The organism is Micromonospora sp. M51 (genome assembly GCF_018070305.1).
GTDB classification, from domain to species: domain Bacteria; phylum Actinomycetota; class Actinomycetes; order Mycobacteriales; family Micromonosporaceae; genus Micromonospora; species Micromonospora parva.
The window spans coordinates 1-2,940 of the sequence record NZ_JAGPXZ010000740.1 but is presented as its reverse complement, the minus strand read 5'-3'; the positions used below and the strand labels follow the sequence as shown (position 1 = coordinate 2,940).

Genomic DNA, 2,940 nt, shown 5'->3' with positions numbered 1-2,940 from the left:
TCCTTGGGACCACCGCTCGGGCGGGTGGCGCCTGAACCTGCGTCATCGCTGACTGTCCCTCCTGCACGGTACGACTCTGCGCCGGGTCTCCTCCGGAGCCGGCCACGAGCGGTGGTCCCAAGGAAGCACCGTCGGCCCCTTATCGTAGGGAAGCCCGCGACGGCACCCTGCCCCTGATCGTCGTGGAAACACCCCGCCGGAGGTAAGTCATGCGGACCCGCCGCGATCAGGTGCAGGCGTACCGCTTCGTCACCCGCCGCATCGTCTCCGCCTTGCTGTCGGGCGACCCGGAGACCACCAACCTGCCGATGCGACGGCTCGGCATGGCCGTCTTCGGCAGTGTCCTCGCCGCGGCCATCGTGCTCGGCGGGGTGGGCGCGTACGGCCAGTTGACCGGCGGTGCGGCGCCGCTGGACGACAAGACCCTGGTCATCGAACGGGAGACCGGCGCGACGTACGTGTTCATCGAGGGGAAGCTGCACCCGACGCTCAACTACACGTCGGCGCGCCTCATCGTGAACGACGCGGCCGCCGAGGTGCGGACGATGTCCCAGGCGTCGCTGCGGGACCGGCCCCGGGGCGTGACCGTCGGCATCGTCGGCGCACCGGACGCCCTGCCCGACCGCAAGTCGCTGACCGGGCTGCCGTGGTCGGTCTGTGACGTGCCCGACCCGGTCGACCGGCAGCGCTCCAGCACCCGGCTGGTGATCGACCGGGCGCTGCCCGGCGGCACGCCGCTGGGCGACCGGGGGGTGCTGGTCTCGGTGGACGACCAGCGCTACCTCATCACCAACAACAGGCGGCTCCAGCTGCTCGACCCGGCCCGCACGATGACGGCGCTGCGGATGGCCGGCACCGAGCGACTCCAGATCGGGCAGCAACTGCTCAACGCCGTGCCGGCCGGGCCACCGCTGCGCAGGATGTCGCTGGCCGGTGAGGGCGGGCCCAGCAACCGCACGGTGGCCGGAAAGTCGTACAACGTCGGTTCGGTGTTCAAGGCTGCCGGGCGACACTACGTGCTGACCCGGGACGCGCTCGTGCCGATCAGCGAGATCACCGCGTTGCTCCAGACCAGCGGCAGCGGTCGGATCACCGACATCACGCCGAACGACGCCAGCGAGGCGTTCGAGGAGCAGCGGATCGAGGAGGAGGGGTTGCCGCCGACGGTGCCCGCCCTCTACCCGGCCCAGCCCGGTCAGACGACGGTGTGCGCGACGTACCGCAAGGGCAGCGCGGGTGGTCCGCCGACCACCACCCTGGAGGTGTTCGACCGGGTGCCGGATGAGCTGACCGACAGTGATCCGGGGCTGGTGCCGGTGCGGCAGACCAGGCGCGACGCCGTACGCACCGCCGAGGCGGTGCTGCTGCCCGGCGGCAAGGGTGTCATCGCACAGGCCTCACCGGGTGCCGGGACCAGCGGGTCCGGTGCCGCCGGTGCGACGATCTACCTGATCAGCCCGCAGGGCATCCGGTATCCGCTCGGCTCGGCGGAGACGCTGGAGGTGCTCGGCTACGGCGGGGTCACCCCGCTGGCGGTGCCCGGTTCCCTGCTCGCGCTGATCCCGACCGGGCCCACCCTGAAGCGCGAGGACGCGTTCGCCGTCTTCGCTCCCGACGGGCCGGCGCCGGCCGCGCCACCGTCGGCCGCACCGAAGTCGGCCTCGCCATCGGCGGCACCGCCCTCGGGCTCGCCGTCGGCCACGCCATCGTCCCGGTCGCCGTCCGCCGGTCCACCGTCGGGCTCGACACCGTCGGCTCCGGCGAGCGGCGCACCGGCGAGCGGCGGGGCCGGCGGCGGGGGGTCGGCGGAATCGACCGACGCCGACGGCTGAGCAGCTTGGACGGGTCGCCCGGAGTCGCACGGGTGGACTAACCTTGATGTCGCTGACGGTTGTCAACCAGAACGACGGGGATGTTGCCATGGCCGGGCGTACGGAAGTCGACCTGTTGTCCCTTGAGGACTTCCACGATCACCTGGCGTCTCGGTTGAGCCAGGCCGAGTCGGTGCTGCGCAAGCTCAACACCGAGATGCAGTGCCGCCCTCCGGCGCTGGGCTCGTTCTTCGACGCCACCGACAAGGCGCGTCGCTACAGCGAGGTCCACCAGTCCTACGTGGAGCAGGCCGAGCGCATCCGACAGGCGGTGCTGGCGGCTCAGCAGGCGACGAGCACGATCCTGAGCAACTACCGCACCGCCGAGGCGCGTAACGCGGCCAACGCCGACGACGTCACCGCCGCGCTGAACCCGGTCGACCGGGCGTTCCAGCCGAAGGAGGACGGGCGTGTCTGAGTACACCCAGCGCTACCAGGGCAGCAGCCACCAGCAGCTGTACGACGGCCTGATGGCGGGCAAGCCGGAGCAGGTCGAGGGCGTGGCCGCCCAGTGGGCCGAGCTCAAGGGCATCCTCGACGGCCTCGGCCGGGAGCTGAGCGGCGACCTCGACAAGCTCGCCAACACCTGGACGGGTTCGGCGGGTCGGGAGTTCCACCGGCGCCTCAGCCTGATCGTCGCCCACACCGATGCGTTGGGCGAGGGGATGGCCGGCGTCAAGCAGGGGTTGACCATGATGGCCGACCACCTGCGGGCCGCTCACAAGGAGGCCGAGAGCCCGGAGGAGACCGACGACAACGACAAGGCGATCGGCGGTGCGATCAAGGGTGGCGCGGTCTTCGGTCTTACCGGTCTGATCGTCGGGGGCATCGCCGGCCACCAGCAGGACAAGGCCGAGCAGGAGAAGGCCCACCAGCGGATGGTGAACCTGGTGGCCGATCTGGCCAGCAGTTACGACATCTCCACCTACGACCGGGTGGTCGAGCCGCCTCCGCCGGACCCGGACACGCCGACCACCGCCCGCAAGGATCCGACGACGCCGCAGAGCGTCTCGGCCATCGCCAGGGTGACGAGTGGCCCCAACACCGGCACTCACACCGCGCGCACGGG

General features: G+C 71.4%; 2 protein-coding genes and 1 pseudogene. All 3 read left to right on the top strand.

The window, feature by feature from the left end:
- Window positions 1–209: 209 nt before the first annotated feature.
- Window positions 210–1,832, top strand: a complete 1,623-nt coding sequence (gene eccB, locus KBX53_RS27945; RefSeq protein ID WP_030329564.1) for a type VII secretion protein EccB — start codon at window positions 210–212, stop codon at window positions 1,830–1,832.
- A 46-nt stretch (window positions 1,833–1,878) separates the two neighbouring features.
- A complete protein-coding gene (locus KBX53_RS27940) occupies window positions 1,879–2,289 on the top strand; it encodes a hypothetical protein (protein WP_245233545.1) in 411 nt (136 codons plus the stop codon).
- A pseudogene (locus tag KBX53_RS27935) lies at window positions 2,282–2,940 on the top strand (WXG100 family type VII secretion target); the annotation flags it as partial. The gene KBX53_RS27940 and the pseudogene KBX53_RS27935, both read left to right, overlap by 8 nt.